This window comes from Streptomyces sp. NBC_00539 (assembly GCF_036346105.1).
Classification (GTDB): Bacteria; Actinomycetota; Actinomycetes; order Streptomycetales; family Streptomycetaceae; genus Streptomyces.
On sequence record NZ_CP107811.1, the window covers coordinates 64,982 to 80,650 of the forward strand.

At 68.8% G+C, this 15,669-nt stretch carries 13 protein-coding genes and 6 pseudogenes; 10 read left to right on the forward strand and 9 right to left on the reverse strand.

Annotated elements, in window-relative coordinates; all coding sequences use genetic code 11:
- Positions 1–352: 352 nt before the first annotated feature.
- The 3 genes from OG861_RS00375 to OG861_RS00385 all read right to left on the reverse strand — a co-directional run bounded on the left by OG861_RS00375 (position 353) and on the right by OG861_RS00385 (position 4,195).
- The gene (locus OG861_RS00375) at positions 353–1,864 is read right to left on the reverse strand and encodes a flotillin family protein (RefSeq protein WP_329201809.1); all 1,512 of its coding nucleotides are present in this window, start codon (positions 1,862–1,864) and stop codon (positions 353–355) included.
- 70 nt (positions 1,865–1,934) lie between these two features.
- A complete protein-coding gene (locus OG861_RS00380; RefSeq protein ID WP_329201807.1) occupies positions 1,935–2,444 on the reverse strand; it encodes a hypothetical protein in 510 nt (169 codons plus the stop codon).
- Positions 2,445–3,877: 1,433 nt separating this feature from the next.
- Positions 3,878–4,195: a hypothetical protein gene (locus OG861_RS00385; RefSeq protein ID WP_329201806.1), complete on the reverse strand. Its 318-nt coding sequence runs from the start codon at positions 4,193–4,195 to the stop codon at positions 3,878–3,880.
- Positions 4,196–4,396: 201 nt separating this feature from the next.
- Here OG861_RS00385 and OG861_RS00390 point away from each other — a divergent pair, with 201 nt between their 5' ends.
- From OG861_RS00390 to OG861_RS00400, 3 genes are read left to right on the forward strand one after another with little or no spacing between them, the layout of a single operon-like run.
- Positions 4,397–5,677 (forward strand): cation:proton antiporter, encoded by a 1,281-nt coding sequence (locus tag OG861_RS00390; RefSeq protein ID WP_330260951.1) that lies wholly within the window; start codon positions 4,397–4,399, stop codon positions 5,675–5,677.
- Entirely contained in the window at positions 5,664–6,131 is a 468-nt protein-coding gene (locus OG861_RS00395; protein ID WP_329201804.1) for a CBS domain-containing protein, read from the forward strand. The genes OG861_RS00390 and OG861_RS00395 overlap by 14 nt, the downstream gene beginning before the upstream one ends.
- Positions 6,128–7,426, forward strand: coding sequence for an ArsB/NhaD family transporter (locus OG861_RS00400; RefSeq protein ID WP_329201802.1), 1,299 nt, complete (start codon positions 6,128–6,130; stop codon positions 7,424–7,426). The genes OG861_RS00395 and OG861_RS00400 overlap by 4 nt, the downstream gene beginning before the upstream one ends.
- A gap of 273 nt (positions 7,427–7,699) precedes the next feature.
- Here OG861_RS00400 and OG861_RS00405 read toward each other — a convergent pair whose 3' ends face one another.
- From OG861_RS00405 to OG861_RS00425, 4 genes and pseudogenes are all read right to left on the reverse strand, one after another.
- Positions 7,700–7,828 (reverse strand): hypothetical protein, encoded by a 129-nt coding sequence (locus OG861_RS00405; protein WP_329201801.1) that lies wholly within the window; start codon positions 7,826–7,828, stop codon positions 7,700–7,702.
- A gap of 286 nt (positions 7,829–8,114) precedes the next feature.
- A pseudogene (locus tag OG861_RS00415) lies at positions 8,115–8,291 on the reverse strand (DM13 domain-containing protein); the annotation flags it as partial.
- A 105-nt stretch (positions 8,292–8,396) separates the two neighbouring features.
- Positions 8,397–8,711, reverse strand: coding sequence for a cupin domain-containing protein (locus OG861_RS00420; RefSeq protein WP_329201698.1), 315 nt, complete (start codon positions 8,709–8,711; stop codon positions 8,397–8,399).
- 272 nt (positions 8,712–8,983) lie between these two features.
- Positions 8,984–9,868 (reverse strand): glycosyltransferase family 2 protein, encoded by an 885-nt coding sequence (locus OG861_RS00425; protein WP_330261944.1) that lies wholly within the window; start codon positions 9,866–9,868, stop codon positions 8,984–8,986.
- Between the two features lie 341 nt (positions 9,869–10,209).
- On the opposite strand from OG861_RS00425, the pseudogene OG861_RS00430 reads away from it, so the two are divergent.
- From OG861_RS00430 to OG861_RS00440, 3 genes and pseudogenes are all read left to right on the forward strand, one after another.
- Positions 10,210–10,752, forward strand: a pseudogene (locus OG861_RS00430) (sulfatase-like hydrolase/transferase); the annotation flags it as partial.
- Positions 10,753–10,828: 76 nt separating this feature from the next.
- Positions 10,829–11,011, forward strand: a pseudogene (locus OG861_RS00435) (sulfatase-like hydrolase/transferase); the annotation flags it as partial.
- Positions 11,012–11,084: 73 nt separating this feature from the next.
- A complete protein-coding gene (locus tag OG861_RS00440) occupies positions 11,085–11,879 on the forward strand; it encodes a sulfatase/phosphatase domain-containing protein (RefSeq protein WP_329201692.1) in 795 nt (264 codons plus the stop codon).
- Between the two features lie 204 nt (positions 11,880–12,083).
- Here the strand turns inward: OG861_RS00440 and OG861_RS00445 are convergent, their stop codons facing one another.
- Complete coding sequence (locus OG861_RS00445) at positions 12,084–12,281, reverse strand: hypothetical protein (protein WP_329201690.1); 198 nt, start codon at positions 12,279–12,281, stop codon at positions 12,084–12,086.
- A 529-nt stretch (positions 12,282–12,810) separates the two neighbouring features.
- Between OG861_RS00445 and OG861_RS00450 the strand changes: the two are divergent.
- From OG861_RS00450 to OG861_RS00465, 4 genes and pseudogenes are all read left to right on the forward strand, one after another.
- Positions 12,811–13,398, forward strand: a pseudogene (locus OG861_RS00450) (IS701 family transposase); the annotation flags it as partial.
- 351 nt (positions 13,399–13,749) lie between these two features.
- Positions 13,750–14,157, forward strand: a pseudogene (locus tag OG861_RS00455) (IS256 family transposase); the annotation flags it as partial.
- Between the two features lie 73 nt (positions 14,158–14,230).
- Positions 14,231–15,039, forward strand: a protein-coding gene (locus tag OG861_RS00460) for an IS5 family transposase (RefSeq protein ID WP_329201686.1) whose coding sequence is annotated in 2 segments (ribosomal slippage) — positions 14,231–14,548 and positions 14,551–15,039 — 807 coding nt in all. Because the reading frame shifts where the segments join, the coding sequence is not laid out codon by codon here.
- 2 nt (positions 15,040–15,041) lie between these two features.
- Positions 15,042–15,164, forward strand: a pseudogene (locus OG861_RS00465) (IS256 family transposase); the annotation flags it as partial.
- Between the two features lie 122 nt (positions 15,165–15,286).
- Here OG861_RS00465 and OG861_RS00470 read toward each other — a convergent pair.
- Positions 15,287–15,601, reverse strand: coding sequence for a hypothetical protein (locus tag OG861_RS00470; protein ID WP_329201682.1), 315 nt, complete (start codon positions 15,599–15,601; stop codon positions 15,287–15,289).
- Between the last annotated feature and the right edge of the window lie 68 nt (positions 15,602–15,669).

The following is a 15,669-nucleotide window of genomic DNA, read 5'->3' on the forward strand; positions in this document are numbered from 1 at the left end:
GCTGGTGGCCGGCGCGGACGTCCAAGGCGCGGGGTTGCCCGACACTGGCGGCCAGGCATATTCGTCCGGTGGCACACTCCATGTGGGCGCGGGCTCGGGCGCGAAGGGGCCTGTCCGATTCGCCATGAGGAGCATCATGGTCCCTGCGAAGAGGAGGGAGACGATGATCAAAGTGAGGCCGATGGGATTGCGCGGGTTGTAGTAGTACCTCTGGGTGCCCCATTGGCTTCGTCTGAACACCGGCTCACGGTCGTGGTCCACTTGCTCTTCCCCGTTTCACGTCTGAGTCTTGCCCTGCTCACGGCTTGAAGGCCCGCTCCCCAGGGCGGGCGCCCCGACAGCTCGTGGATAGCTATCCGGCGATTTCGATCTTGCCGTTGGGCGTGCTCGTCTCGGGTTTGGCGGTGGTGAGGTTGCCCAGGAGCCCGGCGAGGTCGACGCCGGTGGTGGAGGAGAGGAGTTCCATGCCCTGGGCGACGTTGTCGGTGACCGTGCGGGAGAGTTTGCTCGCGCCGTCGGTGGAGATGACGGTCATCTTGTCGATGGCGGAAAGTGGTTCGGCGGCCTTGGCGACGACCTGCGGGAGGACCTCGACCAGCATCTGGATCTTCGCGGCGTCGCCGTAGCTTTCGAAGGCTTCGGCTTTCTTCTGCATGGCCTCGGCCTCGGCTGATCCCTTGGCCAAGATGGCGGAGGCTTCGGCGGTGCCCTCCAGGCGTACGGCGTCGGCGATGGCGGCGCGGCGGGCGAGTTCGGCCTCGCCTCGCTTGGCGCCCTCGATGGCCTCGGCCTCGGCAAGCGCGGAGCGGCGCTGCTTCTCACCCTCACCGGTCAGCCGGGCGCGCTCGGCCTCGGCCTGGGCGGCGGCGATGGCCGCCAGGCGCTCGGCTTCGGCCTGCTTGACGCGGGCGACGCGAAGGGCTTCGGCTTCCTGTTCGGCTTGGTAGCGGCGGGCGTCGGCGGGCTTGCGGACCTGGGTGTCGAGCTGGCGGTCGGTCAGGGCCGCTTGGCGTTCGGCGACCTTCTCTTGCTCGGTGAGGATCTGCTGCTGCCGGTCGGCATCCGCCAGCGGGCCGGCGGCGTTGGCCTGGGCGGTGGCCGCGTCGGTCTCCGCCTTGATCTCCGCCTGGCGCAGGTACAGGGTGCGCTGGGCGACGGCGATCTCCTCCTCCGCCTTGAGGCGGGCCTGTTCGGCGGCTTGGCGGGAGTTGGCCTCGGCGATGTCGGCTTCCTGCTTGGCGCGTGCGGCTTCGGGCCGGCCGAGGTCTTCGAGGTAGGAGCCTTCGGTGGTGATGTCCTGGATCTGGAAGGCGTCCAGCACCAGGCCTTGGCCGGACAGGCTGGCCTCGGCCTCCTCGGCGACCTGTCCGGCGAACGCGGCGCGGTCGCGGATGATGTCCTCGACCGACATGCGGCCCACGATCGCGCGCAGGGCTCCGGAGAGCACTTCCTGGGTGAATCCGACGATGCCGTCCTGCTGCTGGAGGAAGCGCTGGGCGGCGGCGCGGATGGCGTCTTCGTTGCCGCCGACCTTGACGATCGCGACGCCTTCGAGGTTGGCCTTGATTCCGCGTAGCGTGACGGCGCCCCGGACGGCGATCGGGATGTGGCGGCTGGAGAGGTCGAGGGAGTAGCGCTGCTGCACGAACGGGACGACGAAGACGCCGCCGCCGACGACGACCTTTTGGCCGCTGTTGTCGGTGGATATCTGCCCGGTGTCGGGGTCGGTGGACTTCTTTCCCCGGCGGCCGGTGATGATGAATGCCTCGCTGGGGCCTGCGACCTTGTAGCGGGTGACGACGACCAGGGCGAGCAGGACGAGGAGTACGAGCACTCCCACGACCGCGATGACGACTGAACTCATGGTTGATCCCCCCTGCCCGCTCTCGGTCGAGGGGACAGATCGGTGGTGGATGAGAGAGTGAAACAGCTGGTCAGTGCTCGACGGCGCGGACGCTGACCGAGGAGGACGACGGCGTCGCCGTCACCCAGATCTCCGCGCCCCGGGCCAGTGGCCTCTCGGCGGTTGCCGCGTACTTGGCCGGTTGGCCACCATGGCGCAGCAGGACCTCGCCGTAGCCGCCCGCCGGGATGGCGGTGAGCACGATCCCGGCGGAGCCGAGGAGTTCGGCGGCGCGCGGGGCGGCCCCGCTGCCGGCGCGGGCGAGGGCGCGGCTGAACCGGTACGTCAGCCAGCCGGCCCCCGCACCGGCCACGGCTCCCGCGGCGGCTGCCGCTCCCGGCCCGAAGCCTGTGGCCCCGAGCACGATCGCCCCTGTGAAACCGAGCATCGAAGTGAAGCCCGCGACCACCGGCAGCGACAGCCATCCGTCGAACAGTCCGTCCAGGGCGCCGTCGAAGATCCCCTCCAGCACCCCGTCGAACACCAGCGAACAGGCCAGCAGGGCGATTCCCCCGATGCCGAGACCCAGAAATAAGCCCATGAGCACCTCCCTGCTTGGCACGCGTTCGCGCCGGACAACGGCATCGTGCCGGAGCGGGCGGTTGCCGCACATTGCCTACCTTCGGCAATCTTCACGGGGCTTTAGCGCAGAACCGGCAACCCGGCCGGCCGCCAACGCGCGCACACGACGCCGTCGCCTGGACTGGCAGAGGCGGTGTCGGTTGTGGCCCAACCAGCGTCCCGAGTGGCTCCTGACTCCGGGATTCGTCCTGCCAGCCTGCCCTTCGCATACCGCAGACCGCGGCGGCGCTGAAGCTACGGCTCGTGACAGAGTCCGAAGTCTTCCTGTGGTGACAGACCATGCGGGGCGTCGCACCTCACGTGCCGGGTGCTCCTCAGCGGCGCTGCGAACCGCGGGCTAGGCATTCTGGGGGCGCCGGACGTCGGGCGAGTTGAGCGGCTCGGATAAGGCAGACGATGGTTGCCGCACCGAAAGCGGCCCCTGCCGCCGTGCATCCGGTCAAGACAGCGGCGGGCGCGTGCAGCAAGCGGGGAAGAGTGTTGAGGGGCGCGGCGGCGTACAAGCAGAACATGGCCCAGGCGTACGGGATGGCGGCGGAGCGGACGGGCAGGCCCGGCGGGGCCCAGCCGGCGAGAATGGCCACGGGGAAGGGAAGGATGAGGAGGGTGGCCGCCACAAGGGCGGTGGCCTGGTAGACCAGGTTCAGATCCATCGATACCTCTCTGCTGCGCCCGGCAGACAGTGCAGCGCTCTCGCTGAGGCGCAGGACTGACTCGAGTGGCAATGAACTGTGGTCCACTGCTCGGCCGGTTTCCCATCCTGCTCTCGGTCGCGGTCGGCCTCTGCACTTTGAACCGCGTGTCCCCTGGCCGGACGGCGTGGCGGGGAGGGTACCGGGCTCCGCAGCAACATGGTGTCGGGGCGCGATCTACCGGTCGTGTGTCCGGCCAGGTGCCGTCGCACGCAGACCGTACGTCCTCAAAGAGGCGAGCTCGATGCTTGCGGGGTGGGGCGTGCCGACGGCACGGCGATTTCCTCCTTGGGGTTTCGCCGTCCGCACCGGTGGTCGAGGCCGTATGGGCGGCAGGGCAGCTGCGGCCGCCTCGGCATCGGAACTGGCCCCGGACGGCCCGTGCTGATGGGGGTCAACGGCTTGGACCTGGGCACACCGGCCAGACCACACGACTGCGTTACGCCTAAGACCGGGGACCGGTGCGGCCATGCTGTCCACCAGCGGTCCGCTAATGGCGTCGGGCGGTGGAACCCAGCATGGCCAGACCGGTGATGAGGAGGGAAAGACCGATGACCACCAGGGGGGAGCCGGGGCCGGGAAGGACGAATAGAGCGGCGCCTGCCAAGGCGGTGGGCGCGCCCACCACTACCAGGCCTACGGCCAGACGGGACTCCGTGAGATTGCGGCGCGTCCAGGCCCTGACTCGCTTGTCCACTGGTCAGCTCACTCGGGTGGGGGTACGGCCTACGGCGCGTTCGGCGCGGATGAAGAAGACGGCAGAAGCCGCGAGGGAGACGAACCCGAGCAAGGTGCAGGCCGTCACGGTGTCCGCGGACGCGTCCAGCATTCGGGGGACGGCGTTGATCGGCATGAGGGTGTAGAGGCAGAGGACTGCCCGGGCGTGGAGGCGGGCAGCCGACCACCGTCCCCGGAAGCGGCGTGGCGTCCAGCCGGCGAGGACCCCCACGGGGATGGGCAGCACGAGCAGCGTGCCGACCGCGAGGGCAATCGCGTGGTAGGTGGGGTTGCCGTTCATCGGACCTTCCTGGATCGAACGCCCACGATAGGCGGCGTTTCGGTGGCATGTTCATGCTGGAGTCCGGCAAGGTTCGGTTCGCTCAACTGCTGTGAGGGAGCCGTCAACACGGCGTATGGGACGTGTAAAGTCCGCCGTGGTGTGCCGGGAAGCCTGGTCGGCGATAGGGAGAGCTCTCTTCGCGGATCGGGGTCTGACGTCATGGTGCTCGTCGCTGTTTTCGGTGTGGCGCTGCTGGTCGCGGTGCTGCTGTCCGGCCTCGCGGCCAGGACCGTGTTGTCCACCTCTCTGCTGTTCCTGCTGGGCGGAGCGCTGGTCAGTGACGGGTTCCTCGGGCTGATCCACATCACGGCCGACAGTGAGATCGTCTCGGTGACCGCTGATCTGGCCCTGTTCGCGGTGTTGTTCACCGACGGGATGCACGTTTCGTTTCCCAAGCTGCGGGAGAACTGGAAGAACCCGGCCCGCGCGTTGGGGCTGGGCATGCCGCTGGCCATGGCCGGGATGGCGCTGATCACCCACTACCTGGTCGGGCTGGACTGGACGACGTCGTTCCTCGTCGGCGCGGTGCTCGCGCCGACCGATCCGGTGTTCGCGTCGGCGATCGTGGGCCGCAAGGAAGTGCCGGCCAAACTCAGGCAGTTGTTGAACGTGGAGAGCGGCATCAACGACGGGCTCGCGCTACCCGTCGTCCTGCTTCTCATCGCCGCGGCCGGCCCCACCTCCGGTCAGGCGGATGCCTCCGTCGGGGAGATCGCTCTGGAACTCGGTCTCGGTCTGGTCTTCGGGGTGGTGCTGCCGCTGGTGGTGGCGGGTCTGGTTCGGCTGCGGCTGCTGGGGGCGGAGCCGAAGCTGCAGCCGTCGCTGCCGCTGGCGACTGGGGTCATTCTGTACGGGCTGTGCCACCTCACCCACGCCAACCCCTACCTTGCCGCGTTCTCCGCCGGCGCCGTCCTGGCCTCCGTCTCGCCCGACGCGAAGTCGGTCTTCGAGCCGCTCGGCGAGATGCTCGCGGAGCTGGCGAAGTTCGCCGCGCTTCTGGTCTTCGGCGCGCTGCTGACCCCGGCCCTGCTCGGTGATCTGTCGGTGGGCGGGTACGTGGCCGTGGTGCTGGCGATCGTCCTGATCCGCCCGGCTTCGCTGTGGGTGTCGCTGCTGGGGGCGCGGATCGGGCGGCGGGAGAAGCTGGTAGCCGCCTGGTTTGGTCCGAAGGGCTTCGCGTCCGTCGTCTACGGCCTGCTCGTTCTCCAGGCCAGCATCCCCGAGGGTGAGGAGGCGTACACGCTGATCGCCGTCTGCATCGCCTTCTCGATCATCGCCCACTCCAGCACCGACGTGCCGATCGCCCGCCTCTTCGACGTGGAAGACCTCGCCGGTATCCCCGGCGACGACGACCACGGCGCTCCCACCCCGCAGTCGACCGATGACACTCCCACCTCGAACCGTGGACTCGACCAGGAGAAGCCCCATGATCGCCCGTGACCTAGCCGAGCCCTACCCGCACGTGATGACCAACGACGCCGCCGTGGACGCGGTCCGTCTGGTGGCCGAGCAGAACCTGCCCGCCCTGCTGGTCCTGGACGCGGACGGGACCCCGTACGCGGTCGTCCCCGGCTCCCAGCTGGTACGCCAGCTGGTGCCCGAATACGTCATGGAGGACCCGCTGCTGGCCGCGGTCATCGACGACCGGCACGCTGACGCCCTCGCCGACGAGCTGGTTGGCAAGACCGTCGCCCAGTGGATCCCGGGGCGTTCCTTCAAGCCGGCGTTCGTCGGCCCCGAGGCAGGAATCCTGCAGATCGCGGCGCTCATGGCCCGTACCCACGTACCGCTGGTGGCCGTCATCGACCGCGACAACGAAGGACGCCGACTTCTCGGGGTGGTCTCGGGCGCTTCTTTGATGCGCCATCTCCTCGATGTGGGAGGGCAGGCGTGAGCGGCTGGCAGAGCTGGGCGGCGGTCGCGGTTTTCGCGGGCGTCTACTTGCTGATCATCACCGAGTGGGTCCACCGTGTTGCCGCCGCGCTGGGGGGCGCGGCGCTGATGCTGGCCCTCGGCGCCACCGACGACCTCTCGGCCTTCTACTCGGACAAGACGGGCATCGACTGGAACGTCATCTTCCTGCTGCTCGGCATGATGATGATCGTCGGAGTCCTCAAGCGGACCGGCCTCTTCGAGTTCCTGGCGATCTGGTCGGTGAAGAAGGCCAAGGCCAGACCGTTCCGGGTGATGGCCATGCTGATCGTCATCACAGCCGTGGCCTCGGCCCTGCTGGACAACGTCACCACCGTGCTGCTCGTCGCCCCGGTGACGCTCCTGGTCTGCGACCGCATGAAGCTGTCACCGGTGCCGTTCCTGCTCGCCGAGGTGTTCGCCTCAAACATCGGCGGCACCGCCACCCTCGTCGGCGATCCGCCCAACATCATCATCGCCAGTCGGGCCGGCCTGACCTTCAACGACTTCCTCGTCCACCTCGCCCCGCTCGCCGCGGTCCTGACCGTCGTCCTGGTTTTGCTGTGCCGGGTGATGTTCGCCAAGCACTTCGTGTACGACGAGAAGCGCGCCGCCGAAATCATGGAGCTGCGCGAACGCGAGGCCATCAAGGAGCCCCGCCTGCTGATCCAGGGCCTGAGCGTCCTCGCGCTGGTCGTCGCCGGATTCGTCCTGCACCCCGTCCTGCACTACGCGCCCAGCGTCGTCGCCCTCCTCGGCGCCGGCCTGCTGATCGCGATCTCCAAAGTCGAGACCGGCGAGGTGCTCGGGGAGGTCGAGTGGCCCACCCTGGCGTTCTTCGCGGGCCTGTTCGTCATGGTGGGCGCCCTCATCGAGATGGGCGTCATCGGCGAACTCGCAAGCTCCCTCGCAGAGGTCATCGGCGGAGCGGAACTGGGCGGCTCCATGCTGCTGCTGGGCGGCTCCGCCGTGCTGTCGGCGATCGTCGATAACATCCCCTACGTCGCGACCATGGCCCCCATCGCCAGCAAGCTCGTCACCGACATGGGCGGCGACCCCGACCACGTCATGTGGTGGGCCCTCGCCCTCGGTGCCGACCTCGGCGGCAACGCCACCGCCATCGGTGCCTCCGCCAACGTCGTCGTCCTCGGCATCGCCGAACGCAACCGCCACCCCATCACCTTCTGGCAGTTCACCAAATACGGACTCGTCGTCACCACCGTCACCATCGCCATCTCCGCCCTCTACCTGTGGCTGCGCTACTTCGCCCTGGCATAAGAACCGGCCAGTCCCTCCCCTCTCGGGGAGGGGAGAACGAAACCCTTGCATGAACCGCAGCCGACGAACAGAAGCCGCCTCCCTTGCCCTGTGGTGGGGGGCGCTCACCGTTGTCTTGTGGGGCGGAGGGAAGCTCCGCGACGCACCTGCCCCGCTGGTGGCGTGTGCGGCAAGCGCCGCCGTTTTGATCAGCCTCGGCGAAGTGGCCCGCCGTCTGCGCTGCATCGGGCGCATTGGGCGGCCCGCAGGAACCGCACGCGCTGACGCGCGGGCTTACGCCTCGGTGTCGGGCCAGTCGAGCAGGCGGGTGCCGATCACCGCAGTCTGCAGGGTGTAGCGGTTGACCGGGTCGGCCGGGTCGGCGCCGGTCAGGCTGTGGAAGCCGGTGCCGACTCCACCCACCGGGCAGCGGCCAAGTGGTCCCGGATCAGCGCCCGCAGCGGCCATCCCGCTTCCGCCGCCCGCTCGCCGTCGGCCCGACGGGCCTCCAGCTCGGCACAGGTGAACCGGCATCCCGTGGCACACGCGTCGCGCAGAATCCCGGCGTAACCGCCAGATGACTCCCCGGTATCTCCCGGTCCGCCACATCTTCCCCGATACCGATACACATGATCATTCACGCGTCCTTGAACCCGACGCCCAGGGTTGCACGGGCACAAGGGTGACCACGGCCACGGCCCGGCGAGGGTCACACTGCCTGGAGAGCCGCCGCTCCGAAGGACACGTTGAAGCGGTCGCACCAGATGGTGACGCTGGTGTAGTCGGCGAGGTTCACCTCGGCCGGGATCTCGTAGTTCTGGTCGCCCTTGTTGCCCTTGAGCTTGCCGAGGCTGACGTACTTGCCGTCGTCGAAGACGCCCCTGCCTAACGTCCATGCCGTCCCCATGGCGAACCACCGGGAGGCGACGGGGAGCCGGCTGCGTCGCCGCTCGCGGTAGCGGGGCGGGGGCCGCCCGGCCGGGGCCCGTGCTCAGAGCATCTCGAAATCCTCGAAGTCGAAGCCCGGAGCGACGACGCACGACATCAGGACAGGCTCGTCGCAGGCCGGCTCGGCGGTCTGCCAGACGCCGGCCGGCACAAGGACCTGCGGTCGCTCCCCGAGCCGGACATCGGGTCCGAGGACCGATGCGGTCGTTTCCGCCGACGCGTTCCCGCTCCCGCCGAGCCGGATCGTCAGCGGTCCGCCGCAGTGCCACAGCCACAACTCGTCGGCACGCACCCGGTGCCAGCGTGAAACCTCGCCGGGGTGCAGGAGGAAGTAGATGCCGGCCGCGAACGGGCGCATATCGCCGTACCCGTCCGGTCTTCGGCGCGGTCCGTCGACGCGTGTGACCGTCGGGGAATCCTCGCAGGGCAGGGGGAAGCCGGCGGTCGCTTCCTTGCCAGAGGGGGTGAGGCGTGGGCATGGAGGCGTATGCGCGGGTGATTGATCTGAGCCACGGGCTCACTCGGTCGATGCTGCGGCGGGACTACCCCTCGGCTGAGCGCACCGTGCGGCCACGAGAGAGAAGTGGCCGCGCCCGCGGGAGGGCATGCCGTGAGCGCCCGGCGCCCAGCTCAGAGTTGTGCCGCTTCCGCCTCAAGGCGGCGGGCGGCGGCTTCGACGGCCGCAGGGAGCGGGCGACGTTCCCGCAGGGCTGCCGGGAGCCGCTTGAACAGTTCGCGCAACGCGGTGCGGGCCTCGGGATTCCGCCGGGCCTCCACGGCAAGCTTGCGCGTATGGCGGAGCGCGACGGGCAGCGGACGGCGCAGCCAAGCCGTCAGGGCGGCATTGCGGCGCTGCACGGCGGGCCGCCCCGCCCGGACCCCACCGGTCGGGCAGTGGACGGCGATGACGTCGGGGCAGTGGCACACTCCCCATCCTCGCGAGGCCAAGTCGTAGGCCAGCAGCGTCTCCTCGCCACCCACAAAGAGGATCGGATGGTATCCGCCCGCTTCGAGATAGGCGTCCCGCCGTGCCACGGCGGCACAGGCCAAGAACCCGAGCACTTGTGGCCCCGGGAGGTCGGCGGCGAGTCCGAGGGGGGATGCGGCGAGCCTGCCGTTCAGCGGGTCCGGCTCGCCCTCCGGGCCGACAAGGACGCTGGCCGCGAGCAGTCCGAGCCGGTCGTGCCGGTCCAGGAGGTCCGCCGCCCGGCGCAGTGAGCCCGGCGCCCACCAGGAGTCGTCGTCGCTGAAGGCCACGTACCGGGTCCGGGCCCGGCGTACGCCCAGGTTGCGGCCAGCCGCGGCGAGGTTGCGGCCGGGCGTGAGGACAGTCGCCTGCGGATGGCGCTCGGCCACTGCCCGCAGGGTGCCGTCGGTCGAGGCGTTGTCGACGACGATCACCGGTGGTGCCTCGGGAAGCGCGGCCAGCCGGTCAAGTGAGTGCAGCAGTTGTTCCCGGCGGTTGTGGGTGATCAGGACGACAGTGGTGCGCGGATCAGCACTCGCAGCTTCCACATCGCGCACGGCGGCTCCTTCAGCGAACCTCGGCAGCCTGCCCGAGGCGAGGCCGGCGGTCGGCGGTGGCCACGGCTTGGTTCCGACCGGTAGGTACGAGGCACCATCGTGGACCAGCGCGAGCAGCCCGTATTCCGGCACGCGCGCAGCCGGCGTGCTGTTCACCCGTACGAGCGCCGGACAACCGGGCGGGTACGTGCCGCGCCGGTGGGAGGGGCTGTCGGCCTGTACCGGCTGGTGACCCCCGCGCTCGCGCCCGGCGTGCCGGCGCACAAACGTGGGCATGACCCCGCCAAGTGACGGTCCGGAGGAAGTGCCGGTGCCGAGGAGAGGGGAACCACGTGGCGTGGCCGCCCAGTGTCATTGTCATCCTGACCGATCAGCAGCGCTGGGACACCACAAGGGTCCACGGCAATCCGGCGGACGTGACGCCCGAGTTCGACGGGATCGCCCGTGCCGGGACCCATTTCTCATTGGCGTTCACGCCCCAACCGGTGTGCGCCCCGGCTCGGGCGGCTCTGCAAACCGGGTGTTGGCCCACCATGACGGGGGTGTTCCGCAACGGGATCGCCCTGCCGGCCGGTGTGTCCACGCTGGCATCGGTGTTCAAGGAAGCCGGATATGTCACGGGGTACATCGGCAAGTGGCACCTCGGTGGGGTGGATGCCGCCGAGGCAGGACCGGTACCACCCGGCCGGCGGGGTGGATACCGGCGGTGGTTGGCGAGCGATCTGCTCGAATTCACGTCGGATGCCTACCGGACGGTGCTGTGGGACGAGTCAGGGCAACCCGTGCGGCTGATCGGTTACCGGTCCGACGCGCTGATGGACGCTGCGGTCCGGTTCGTCGCCGATCACTGCGACCACCGATTCCTCTTGTTCGTGTCACTCCTGGAGCAACATCACCGGAATGGCACCGACGACCGGCCCCCGCCGGATACCGGGAACGGTATGAGGGACGATGGCTGCCACCCGACCTCGCGGCTCTGTCCCCCGCCGCTCCGAACGGTGGGGCACACCGGTACCAGGGGGCTACCTCGGGCAGATCAAACGCGTAGACGAGGGGGTGGGGCGCTTGCGGGACGCGCTTCGCGGCCTGGGTACCGAGGATCGCACGGTGTTGGCCTGGACTGCCGACCACGGCTCACATTTCCGGACCCCGCAACCAGGAGTACAAACGGTCGGCGCACGACGCGTCCGTGCGAGTGCCCCTGGCCATGATCGGGCCCGGTTTCACGGGCGGTGGGCGGGTGCACCGGCCGGTGAGCACCGTGGACCTGGCACCCACCCTGATCGAGGCGGCGGGTCTGAGTGTGCCCGCGTCCATGCAGGGCCGGTCGCTACTGCCCCTGGTCGGGGGCGGCTCCGAGGCGGACCGCCCGGGCGAGGTGTTCTTCCAGATCAGCGAATCGCACGAGTTGGAGCACCTGGCCGGACTGGCGTCACACCGGGAGGTCGCCGACCGTCTTCGGGTCGCCCTCGCGCCCTGGAGGGACCGGGCGGGCGAGGAGAAGACAGTGATCGAGGCGGCGGCTGAACGTGTCCTGGACGGACGTTCGCCGCACTCCCCCGTCGCCGCTCTGCCGTGGGAGACGCTACCGTTCGCGCACCGCCAACCGGCGTCGGACCAAGAAGATCAGCTCCTGCGCCTGGCTGATCACGCCCTGGGACTGGCCACCCGTCCGACTCCGCCGTGCCTCGTCAGGGGGTGCGCCGCACCGGCCCCACTCGCATGGTGTTCCTCGGGCTCCGGACCGCCTGATCGATCACCTTCTTGTCGATTCGCGCGGCGGCTGTACCGCGCCCACCTACGGTCGTTGTCCGGGCCACGGTCGCACTCACTCCTGTGCAACAGCCAGGGACGGACATCCGAGCCGCATAGGGGCGGGACGACATCATCGAGGTCGGACAGAAAACAGAAAGTCCTCACTCACGCAAACCTCGCGGAACCCGTCGAACGCGTGGAGCCTACGTCGCCTGTCCTGCGCCGACGGCCGGCAAACAGCGACTGACCGAGGCGGCGGTAACCACGCGGTTCGGTCCCGGCGCTCGGCGTGCGGAAGGCCACATCGCAGGTGTGGAGCGCGTGCCCGGCGCCGACCACCAACCAAGATCCCGCCCCGCAGCATGAGCGGGACGGGATCGGAGCGTTCGGGCATCAACATGAGCGCACCATGGCGTCGTCCAGCGGCGCCCTTAGGTGTACGCGTGACGTACTACGGGTGGTCGGGCTGCTGCTCAGGCGGTACGGCGCCACCCGCGCCGCCACCCTTGGCTCCCTTGTCCGTGCCATGCGGGCGGGCACCCTTGGTTCCCTTCTTCGGCACTTGCGATGCCTTGAGTGATCCAGCGTTCTCGGGCGTCGAACCGCCCTTGCCGCTGCGCCGCATCTCCGGTTGCTGTGGGTTCGCCATCGTTTCCTCCTCCTACCGGTTTCGACGTAGGTCCGTGCGCTGCGCCTACCCCCACGCCGGCGTTCTCATCCGCGGCCCGGCCCGGCCCCCCACCGTCGGCGCCGCCGCTGCTGTGCCCGCCGTGGCCGGACGCCCACACCGGCGACGGGCGCCATGGGGGCGCGCTTCACCTCCCCACACCGGCGCCCGCCTTCCTGACTGCGACATCGGGTCAGGCGTCTTCCGATTGGCCCGGTGCCTGCGCCTCCTCACCCTGCGTTCCCTTCATCCCCCCGCCCGTGTGTCCGGAACTCCGACCGTGCCCGCCTTATGGCGTCCGACCGCTGCGCTCCTCCTCCGGAGTGACGTCTTTCTCACCGGTCACACGCTCCAGTGGTGACTCGCTGTTTGCTGTCATCCCTATGTCCGGTATCCCGCATGCCTCCGAAGCTCACTCTCGTTCGCGCACAGCCCGACCGGGGGCCGACGGCCTAGTAGTGCTTTGTCAGCTGGTCTTGTCACGGTCGGTGTTCGGTAGTTCGCTGGTTGTATGAGGGCTGGGGAACTTACAGCGTGTCGGGTCCGGTTGGAGGAGTTCGTCTCGGAGGTGTTCGCGCCGTTGGTGCGGCGGGATCAGCGGGTCAAGGGCGGCCTGTATCTGCGGGGCTTGTTGCTGGACGGCCGGCGGAAGTCGATGCAGCCGATGGCCGAGCGCCTCGGGATCGACCATCAGCAGTTGCAGCAGTTCATGACGTCCTCGACCTGGCCCGTTCGGGAGGTGCGGGCCCGGCTGGCGTGGCGGGCCGTGCGGGCGGTGCGGCCGCAGCTGTGGGTGGTGGACGACACCGGCTTCCCCAAGGACGGCAAGGCGTCCGCGGGGGTGACCCGGCAGTATTCCGGGACTGGGGAAGGTCGGCAACTGCCAGATCGGTGTCAGCGTCCACGCCGCCTCCGACACCGCCTCATGCCCGCTGGCCTGGCGTTTGTTCCTGCCCGCCGCCTGGGACGGGTCCGACGCCGAGGCCCGCCGACGGGCCTGCCGATCCCCGAGACCGAACACCACCGGCCGAAGTGGCAGCTCGCCCTGGACATGCTCGACGAACTCGCCGCAACCGGTAATCCCGCCGCACTAACGGCGCGAACACCTCCGAGACGAACTCCTCCCAACCGGACCCGCACCGCAGCAAGTTCCCCAGCCCTCATACAACCAGCGAACTACCGATCACAAGCCGTCACAAGACCAGCTAACAAGGCACTACCAGTACTGCAACGGTCGGGACTGTAAATCGTTCCGTGTAACTGCTGACCAAGGAAGATGCATCGATGACCCGTGACAACGTGACCGAGGCCGAATCCGCCCAGGCGTCTGAGCCGCAGCCGGCGAAGGCGGTGGATGACCAGCTGATCGACGAGTTGGGTGGGCCGGGCTCAGGCCCAGGACCTACAGCTGACCGGCGAGGGCGGGCTGCTGCAGCAGTTGAGGACCACGATCACCGACAAGGTCATGGACGGGATGGCCGAATGGCAGAACCGGCCCCTCGATCCGGTGGTCTTCATCGATGCGATCCACGTGAAGATCCGCGACGGCGCGGTGGCGAACCGGCCCATCTACGTGGCCTTGGCCGTCCCTACGGAGGGCCGCCGCGACATCCTCGGGCTCTGGGCCGGCGACGGCAGCGAGGGTGCCAAGCACTGGAAGCAGATCCTCACCGAGATCAAGAACCGCGGCGTGAACGACGCCCTCATGCTGGTTTGTGACGGCCTCAAGGGCCTGCCCGACGCGGTCGAGACCGTCTGGCCCAGGACGATCGTCCAGACCTGCGTGGTTCACCTGCGGCGGAACTCCTTTCGCTATGCCGCCCGCCAGGACTGGGACAAGATCGCGAAGATTCTTAGAGCTCGTAACAGGATCTTGATGAGATGGGCTGGTCGGCCGTGACCGGTGTGACGATTCGGCCGTTCGTGAGTGTGTGAGTACTCGGCCGTGGATCGTGGACGACGACTTGTGGGCATTGATCGAGCGGCTGCTGCCGTCCTGGCTGGAGAGGTCACCAGGGCCGCGGCCGGTAGCTGACCGTCTGTGTCTGCAAGGCATCCTGTACGTGCTCTGTAACGACATCGCCTGGCAACTCCTGCCTCCCGAGCTCGGATTCGGATCAGGGCAGACCTGTTGGCGCAGACTGGAGCGGTGGCAGCAAGCCGGGGTCTTCGACCAGCTGCACCGCATCCTGCTCGCCGAGCTGAACGCGGCCGGCCGCCTCGACTGGTCCAGGGCCTGCGTGGACGGCTCCCACATCCGCGCGAAAAAGGGGGCGCCGACACCGGTCCGTCGCCGGTCGACCGGCGGAAGACGGGCAGCAAACACCACCTGATCTGCGACGGCCGTGGTACCCCGCCGAAGGTCATCACGACCGCGGCGAACGTCAACGACGTCACCCAGACCCTCGCCCTGGTCGACGGCATCCCTCCCGTGGCGGGCCGGCCAGGCCGTCCCCGTAGACGTCCCGAGGCCCTGCTCGGCGACAAGGGATACGACTCCAACCCCAACCGCGATGAACTGCGCAAACGCCGGATCCTGCCCGTCATCTCCCGCAAGGGATCCCCGAACAACAAAGGCATGGGCAAGCTCCGCTATGTCGTCGAGCAGACCTTCGCCCTGCTCCACCACTTCAAACGACTTGCCGTCCGCTGGGAACGCCGCACGGAACTGCACGACGCCTTCGTCTCCCTCGCCTGCAGCCTCATCTGCTGGCGACGCCTCAACAAGCGCGACTCATGATCGTGTTACGAGCTCTTAAGCCCGTCTACACCGCGGCGATCGAAGAGGCCGCCTTCGGGCGATTTGCCGAGTTTGCCGACGCCTGGGGCAAGAAATATCCGGCGATCGTCCGGTTCTGGGAGAATCTGCCATCTGTCGTCACTCACTGGACTCCCCTCGCTACCCGTCATGAATGATTTCTACCTAACAGCGCGGTATGCGCCTTTCCCGCCTTCACGGTCTTCAGCACACCGAAGTTCGAGCCCGATCACGGGCGAGGATCGGTGCGCTGCCATCGGGGGCGCGAGTCCGCCCCACGGCGTCCGGCGACCACCGCGCAACGGCGGCACAGCCGTCGAACCTGGTCAGCCGAGCCTCCGGATTCGGGGATCGCATCCGTCCAGGAGACGTGAGAGAAGCGAGTCAGCTGGGAGCGGCTGAGGGAAAGGCCGCACACCGTCTCGTTGCGGCCCGGCTCCCATGCGTGGACCTCGCCGGCGGGAAGCCTGCGTCGGCCTTGCCCTTCGTCCTCGATCCACTGGCCCGTGGCGGCGACCGTGTACCTCTTGCGCGTTGTTGCCATGCCGTGCGGCTACCACGCCGACGGCCGAGCATGCGGACGAGCGGCAGCGCAGCGGAAGTGATGAGGTT

What these genes read in the sequence shown, in the direction of transcription:
- OG861_RS00375 (WP_329201809.1), bottom strand. Translation starts at nt 1,864, where the DNA reads ATGAGTTCAGTCGTCATCGCGGTCGTGGGAGTGCTCGTACTCCTCGTC.
- OG861_RS00380 (WP_329201807.1), bottom strand. Translation starts at nt 2,444, where the DNA reads ATGGGCTTATTTCTGGGTCTCGGCATCGGGGGAATCGCCCTGCTGGCC.
- OG861_RS00385 (WP_329201806.1), bottom strand. Translation starts at nt 4,195, where the DNA reads ATGAACGGCAACCCCACCTACCACGCGATTGCCCTCGCGGTCGGCACG.
- OG861_RS00390 (WP_330260951.1), top strand. Translation starts at nt 4,397, where the DNA reads ATGGTGCTCGTCGCTGTTTTCGGTGTGGCGCTGCTGGTCGCGGTGCTG.
- OG861_RS00395 (WP_329201804.1), top strand. Translation starts at nt 5,664, where the DNA reads ATGATCGCCCGTGACCTAGCCGAGCCCTACCCGCACGTGATGACCAAC.
- OG861_RS00420 (WP_329201698.1), bottom strand. Translation starts at nt 8,711, where the DNA reads ATGCGCCCGTTCGCGGCCGGCATCTACTTCCTCCTGCACCCCGGCGAG.
- OG861_RS00440 (WP_329201692.1), top strand. Translation starts at nt 11,085, where the DNA reads ATGATCGGGCCCGGTTTCACGGGCGGTGGGCGGGTGCACCGGCCGGTG.
- OG861_RS00445 (WP_329201690.1), bottom strand. Translation starts at nt 12,281, where the DNA reads ATGGCGAACCCACAGCAACCGGAGATGCGGCGCAGCGGCAAGGGCGGT.
- OG861_RS00470 (WP_329201682.1), bottom strand. Translation starts at nt 15,601, where the DNA reads ATGGCAACAACGCGCAAGAGGTACACGGTCGCCGCCACGGGCCAGTGG.